This is a genomic window from Mycobacterium sp. NAZ190054 (assembly GCF_001545925.1).
Classification (GTDB): domain Bacteria; phylum Actinomycetota; class Actinomycetes; order Mycobacteriales; family Mycobacteriaceae; genus Mycobacterium.
Genome location: NZ_LMVQ01000232.1, coordinates 1 through 5,783, shown reverse-complemented (window position 1 = coordinate 5,783; position 5,783 = coordinate 1). Strand labels below are relative to the sequence as shown.

The window sequence follows — 5,783 nt, the reverse complement described above, 5'->3', positions numbered from 1 at the left end:
GCCTGGTCACCTATGCGCCGGACCACCGCGGGCACGGCCGCTCCGGCGGCAGGCGGGTCTACCTGCGCGACATCTCCGAGTACACCGCGGACTTCCACACCCTGGTCCGGATCGCCGCCGGGGACCACCAGGGGCGTCCGACACGACCTTCAACGCACGGTCGAGCGTGCCGCGCAGCACCTCGAGCGGGACCACCGCGTCGACGACGCCGTGACGGTGCAGGTTCTCGGCGGTCTGGATGCCCGACGGGAACGGCTCGCCGTAAAGGTGCTCGTAGACCCGCGGGCCGAGGAACCCGATCAGGGCGCCCGGCTCGGCGGCGGTGACGTGTCCGAGCGAACCCCACGACGCGAACACCCCGCCGGTGGTCGGGTGCCGCAGGTACACCAGATAGGGCAGGTGGGCCTTCTTGTGCAGCTCGACGGCGGCGGCGATCTTGACCATCTGCAGGAACGCGACGGTGCCCTCCTGCATACGGGTGCCGCCCGAACTCGGCGCCGCCCCGGCGTGGCGCAACCTGCGCACCCCGCTGTCGTCGATCCCGGCCGAGGCCACCCAGATCCGGCTGGTCGCCGGCGACGACGACCTGAGCCCCGAGCACTGGATCGCGCTCACCCCGCCACGCATCCCCGAGCTGCGCACCCTCCAGGACGTGGTCGGCTCGAGCGACCCGGTGATGCTCGACTGGCTGGTCGGGCTGGCGTTCCCGTGCCAGCGCCCGTTCGGGCACCGCAACGGCGTCATCGAGGTGCCGCAGTGGCGGATCCTGCCCGACCGGTTCGGCGCTGAGGCCAACTCGCCGGTGATGGACTACCTCGGCGGCGGCCCGCTCGGCATCACCGAGCTGGCCCTGCGTGCGGTGAGCGTGCCGACGTATCTGAAGGACGACTGGTTCCGGGACTGGGGTGCGCTGCAGCGGCTGGTGCCGTTCTATCCGGACGCCGAACCCGCGCGGCTGGATCTCGGCACCACCGAGCGCAGCGGGCTGTGGAGCCCGGCGCCGCTGCGTCTGAGCTGACGCTTCGGTCACCCCTCGGCACGCCGAGGTGGGCACCATAGGAACGTCGCATACCATCGACCCTCGTGCCTGCCCCGTCCGCCCGCTTCGTCGCCGTCGTCGCGGGGCTCCTCGGAATGGTGTTGTGCGGGCTGGCTCCGCTGCTCCCGGTGAAGCAGACCACCGCGACGATCGTGTGGCCGCAGGCGGTCGGCACCGACGGCTTCGTCAGCGACGTCACCGCGCCGCTCGTGTCGGGTGCGCCCCGCACGCTGGAGGTCACCATCCCGTGCGCGGCGGTGGCCACGTTGCCCGAGGACGACGGCGTGGTGTTCTCCACCAACCCGGCCGGCGGCATCGACGCCGGACGCAACGGGTTGTTCGTGCGCGCCAACGCCGACGTCGTCTACGTCGCGTTCCGGGACAGCGTCGCCGCGGTCGCCCCGCGCGCCGCGGTGGACTCCGGCGCGTGCAGCGAGCTGCGCGTCTGGGCGAACGTCGGCGAGGTGGGCGCCGACTTCGTCGGGATTCCGGGCGCGGCGGGCACGCTCGCGCCGGACAAGCGTCCCCAGGTCTCCGGTGTCTTCACCGACCTGCAGGCGGGCCCGGAGTCGGGGGTGCGCGCCCGCATCGACGTGGACACCCGGTTCATCACGACGCCGACGGCGCTCAAGCTCGCCGTGATGGTGCTCGGTGTGCTGTGCGTGGTCGCCGCGATCGTCGCGCTGGCGGTGCTGGACCGGAGGTCGGGCCGACGGCTCCCGCGCGGGTCCGGGCACCGCCGCCGCGCCGGGCTGTGGACCTGGCTGACCGACGCGGCCGTGATCGGCGGGCTGCTGATCTGGCACATCGTCGGGGCGTTGTCGTCCGACGACGGCTACAACACCACGATCGCCCGGGTGTCCGGCGAAGCCGGTTACATCACGAACTACTACCGTTACTTCGGCGCCTCGGAGGCCCCGTTCGACTGGTATCAGAGCGTGCTGGCCCAGCTGGCCTCGGTCAGCACGGCCGGCGTGTGGCTGCGGTTGCCTGCCACTGCCGCCGCGATCGGCACCTGGCTGATCGTCAGCCGGTGCGTGCTGCCGCGGCTCGGCAGGCGGGTGGCGGCCAACCGGGTCGCGGTGCTGACCGCGGGCGCGGTGTTCCTGGCCGCGTGGCTGCCGTTCAACAACGGGTTGCGGCCCGAGCCGCTGATCGCGTTCGGCGTGGTCGCGGCGTGGATGCTCACCGAACACACGCTGGCCACCCGCCGCCTGTGGCCCTACGCGCTGGCGATCGTGGTCGCGGTGTTCTCGGTGACGCTGGCCCCGCAGGGCCTGGTCGCGGTCGCGCCGCTGCTGGTCGGGGCGCGCGGCTTCGCCCGGGCCGTCGCCGCCCGCCGCCCCGTGGACGGGCTGGCCGCCCAGCTGGCGCCGCTGGCCGGCGCGGTGTCACTGCTGTTCGTCGTCGTCTTCCGGGATCAGACCCTGGCCAGCGTCGCCGAGTCGGTGCGCATCAAGTACGTCGTCGGACCGACGATCCCGTGGTACCAGGAGTTCCTGCGGTACTACTTCCTGACCGTCGAGGACAGCGTCGACGGCTCCCTGAGCCGGCGCTTCGCGGTGCTGATCCTGCTGCTGTGCGTGTTCGGCCTGTTCGTGCTGCTGCTGCGCCGCGGCAGCCTGCCGGGCGCGGTCAACGGACCCGTGTGGCGGCTGACCGGCACCACCGCGATCGGGCTGCTGCTGCTGACCCTGACCCCGACCAAATGGGCGGTGCAGTTCGGCGCGTTCGCCGGTCTGGCGGGCGCGCTCGGCGCGGTCACCGCGTTCGCGTTCGCGCGGGTCGGCCTGCACAGCCGCCGCAATCTGGCGCTGTATGTGACCGCGCTGCTGTTCGTGCTGGCGTGGGCGACCTCCGGCATCAACGGCTGGTTCTACACCGGCAACTACGGGGTGCCGTGGTTCGACAAACAGCCGGTGATCTTCGGCTACCCGGTGACCACCATCTTCCTGGTGCTGGCCATCGCCGGTGGCCTGCTCGCGGCCTGGCTGCACTTCCGGATGGACTACGCGGGACACACCGAGGTCGCCGACACCGGGCGCAACCGGGCGCTGGCGTCCACCCCGCTGCTCGTGGTCGCCGTCATCATGGTCGTGCTCGAACTGGGCTCGATGGTCAAGGCGACGGTGGGCCGCTACCCCGTCTACACCACCGGTGCGGCCAACATCTCGGCGCTGCGCTCGGGCCTGGGCGACACCTCCTGCGGGATGGCCGACGACGTCCTCGTCGAGGCCGACACCAATGCCGGCATGCTGGAGCCGGTGCCCGGTCAGCGCTTCGGTGAGTACGGTCCGCTCGGCGGCGAGGACCCGGTGGGCTTCACGCCGAACGGGGTCAGCGACACCCTCGAGCCGGCCGAGCCGGTCGTGGCCAACCCGGGCACGGTCAACTCCGACGGCCCCGTCGACGAGCCGAACATCGGGGTGGGTTACGCGGCGGGCACCGGCGGCGGGTACGGACCCGAAGGCGTCAACGGGTCCCGGGTGTTCCTGCCGTTCGGGCTGGACCCGGCGACCACCCCGGTGATGGGCAGTTTCGACGAGAACACCGTGGCGGCGAAGGCCACCTCGGCGTGGTACCAGCTGCCGCCCCGCACCCCGGACCGGCCGCTGGTCAGCGTCGCCGCGGCGGGCGCGATCTGGTACTACAACGAGGACGGCTCGTTCAACTACGGGCAGTCCCTGAAGCTGCAGTGGGGCGTGCACCGCCCCGACGGCTCCTACCAGGAGCTGGGCGAGGTGCAGCCGATCGACATCTTCGTCCAGAAGGCGTGGCGCAATCTGCGCTTCCCGCTGGAGTGGGCGCCGCCGGAGGCGAACGTGGCGCGCATCGTCGCCGACGACCCGAACCTGTCCGAGGACCAGTGGTTCGCGTTCACGCCGCCGCGGGTGCCGGTGCTGCAGAGTGCGCAGGATTTCCTGGGCCGGGAGACGCCGGTGCTGATGGACATCGCGACCGCGGCGAACTTCCCGTGCCAGCGGCCGTTCGCCGAACGTCTCGGGATCGCCGAACTGCCCGACTACCGGATCATGCCCAACTTCAAGCAGATCGTGGCGTCGTCCAATCAGTGGCAGTCCGCGGCCGACGGCGGACCGTTCCTGTTCATCCAGGCGCTGCTGCGCACCGAGTCCATCCCGACGTACCTGCGCGGTGACTGGTACCGGGACTGGGGTTCGCTGGAGCGCTACGTGCGGGTGGTGCCGTCGGAGGAGGCGCCCGACGCCGTGATCGAGGAAGGGTCGACGCGAGTGTTCGGCTGGAACCGGGGCGGACCGATCAGGGCGCTGCCGTGAGCGAGCTTGCGAGCGAACAGAAGATGCAGCACGGCAACCTTCGGGACGTGAAGATCGCGCGCTGGGTCGCGATGATCGCGGGCCTGCTCGGCTTCGTCGCCGCGGTCGCGGTACCGCTGCTGCCGGTCACCCAGACCACCGCGACGCTGAACTGGCCGCAGAACGGGCAGTTCGGCAACGTCACCGCCCCGTTGATCTCGCAGGCCCCGGTGAGCCTGACCGCGACCGTGCCGTGCGAGGTGGTCCGGTCGATGCCCGCCGACGGCGGGCTGCTGTTCGGCACCGCACCCGCCGAGGGCCGCGACGCCGCACTGAACGCGATGCTGGTCAACGTCACCGAGGACCGGGTCGACGTGATCGTGCGCAACGTCGTGGTCGCCAGCGTCGAGCGCGACCGGGTCGCCGGACCCGGCTGTGAGCGCATCGACATCACGTCGACGCTGGACGGGACGTACGCCGACTTCGTCGGCCTGACCCAGGAGTCCGGCGAAGACGCCGGCCGGCCGCAGCGCACCGGCTATGACGATCCGAACCTGCGGCCCGCGATCGTCGGCGTCTTCACCGACCTCACCGGCCCGGCGCCGCCGGGCCTGTCGTTCTCGGCCACCATCGACACCCGCTTCACCACGCAGCCGACGGCGGTGAAGCTGGCGGCGATTCTGCTCGCGATCGCGTGCACGGTGATCGCGCTGCTGGCGCTGTGGCGGCTGGACCGCCTCGACGGCCGGCGCATGCACCGCATCGTCCCGACGCGCTGGCGCACGGTCACCGCGGTCGACGGTGTCATCGTCAGCGGGTTCGCGATCTGGTACGTGATCGGCGCGAACTCGTCGGACGACGGCTACATCCTGCAGATGGCGCGGGTCGCCGAGCACGCCGGCTACATGTCGAACTACTTCCGCTGGTTCGGCAGCCCGGAGGATCCGTTCGGCTGGTACTACAACCTGCTGGCGTTGATGAGCCAGGTCAGCACGGCCAGCATCTGGATGCGGCTGCCGGATCTGATCTGCGCGCTGGTGTGCTGGCTGCTGCTCTCGCGTGAGGTACTGCCGCGCCTCGGGCCGGCCGTGTCCGGCAGCCGGGCCGCGCTGTGGGCCGCCGGGCTGGTGCTGCTGGCGGCGTGGATGCCGTTCAACAACGGCCTGCGCCCCGAAGGCCAGATCGCCACCGGCGCGCTGATCACCTACGTGCTGATCGAGCGGGCGGTGACGTCGGGCCGGCTCACCCCCGCCGCGCTGGCCATCGCGAGCGCGGCGTTCACGCTCGGCATCCAGCCCACCGGCCTGATCGCGGTCGCCGCGCTGGTCGCCGGCGGACGCCCGATCATGCGGGACAAGGGCGAGAAGCTCACCCACAACCGGGTCTGGATGAAGGCCCAGGGCGTGATGCCCGACGATCCGGTGCTGCACACCGCGGCGATGGTGTACTCGTCGGACACCACGGTGCTC

The 5,783-nt window shown here is 71.6% G+C and carries 1 protein-coding gene and 5 pseudogenes; 5 read left to right on the top strand and 1 reads right to left on the bottom strand.

Annotated features, from left to right (window positions below; genetic code table 11):
* Positions 1–134 (top strand): annotated as a pseudogene (locus ASJ79_RS31135) (serine aminopeptidase domain-containing protein); the annotation flags it as partial.
* Here the strand turns inward: ASJ79_RS31135 and ASJ79_RS16845 are convergent.
* Positions 130–501: pseudogene (locus ASJ79_RS16845) on the bottom strand (carboxyl transferase domain-containing protein); the annotation flags it as partial. The pseudogenes ASJ79_RS31135 and ASJ79_RS16845 sit on opposite strands and share 5 nt — an antisense overlap.
* Between ASJ79_RS16845 and ASJ79_RS16840 the strand changes: the two are divergent.
* From ASJ79_RS16840 to ASJ79_RS35100, 4 genes and pseudogenes are all read left to right on the top strand, one after another.
* Positions 488–1,018 (top strand): annotated as a pseudogene (locus tag ASJ79_RS16840) (arabinosyltransferase C-terminal domain-containing protein); the annotation flags it as partial. The pseudogenes ASJ79_RS16845 and ASJ79_RS16840 overlap by 14 nt on opposite strands.
* Before the next feature lie 116 nt (positions 1,019–1,134).
* Positions 1,135–4,335 carry an arabinosyltransferase domain-containing protein gene (locus ASJ79_RS16835; RefSeq protein WP_067957321.1) on the top strand — a complete coding sequence of 1,067 codons (3,201 nt, stop codon included), beginning with the start codon at positions 1,135–1,137 and terminating at the stop codon, positions 4,333–4,335.
* Positions 4,336–4,358: 23 nt separating this feature from the next.
* Positions 4,359–5,633, top strand: a pseudogene (locus ASJ79_RS35105) (arabinosyltransferase domain-containing protein); the annotation flags it as partial.
* Between the two features lie 24 nt (positions 5,634–5,657).
* A pseudogene (locus tag ASJ79_RS35100) lies at positions 5,658–5,783 on the top strand (acyl-CoA thioesterase II); the annotation flags it as partial.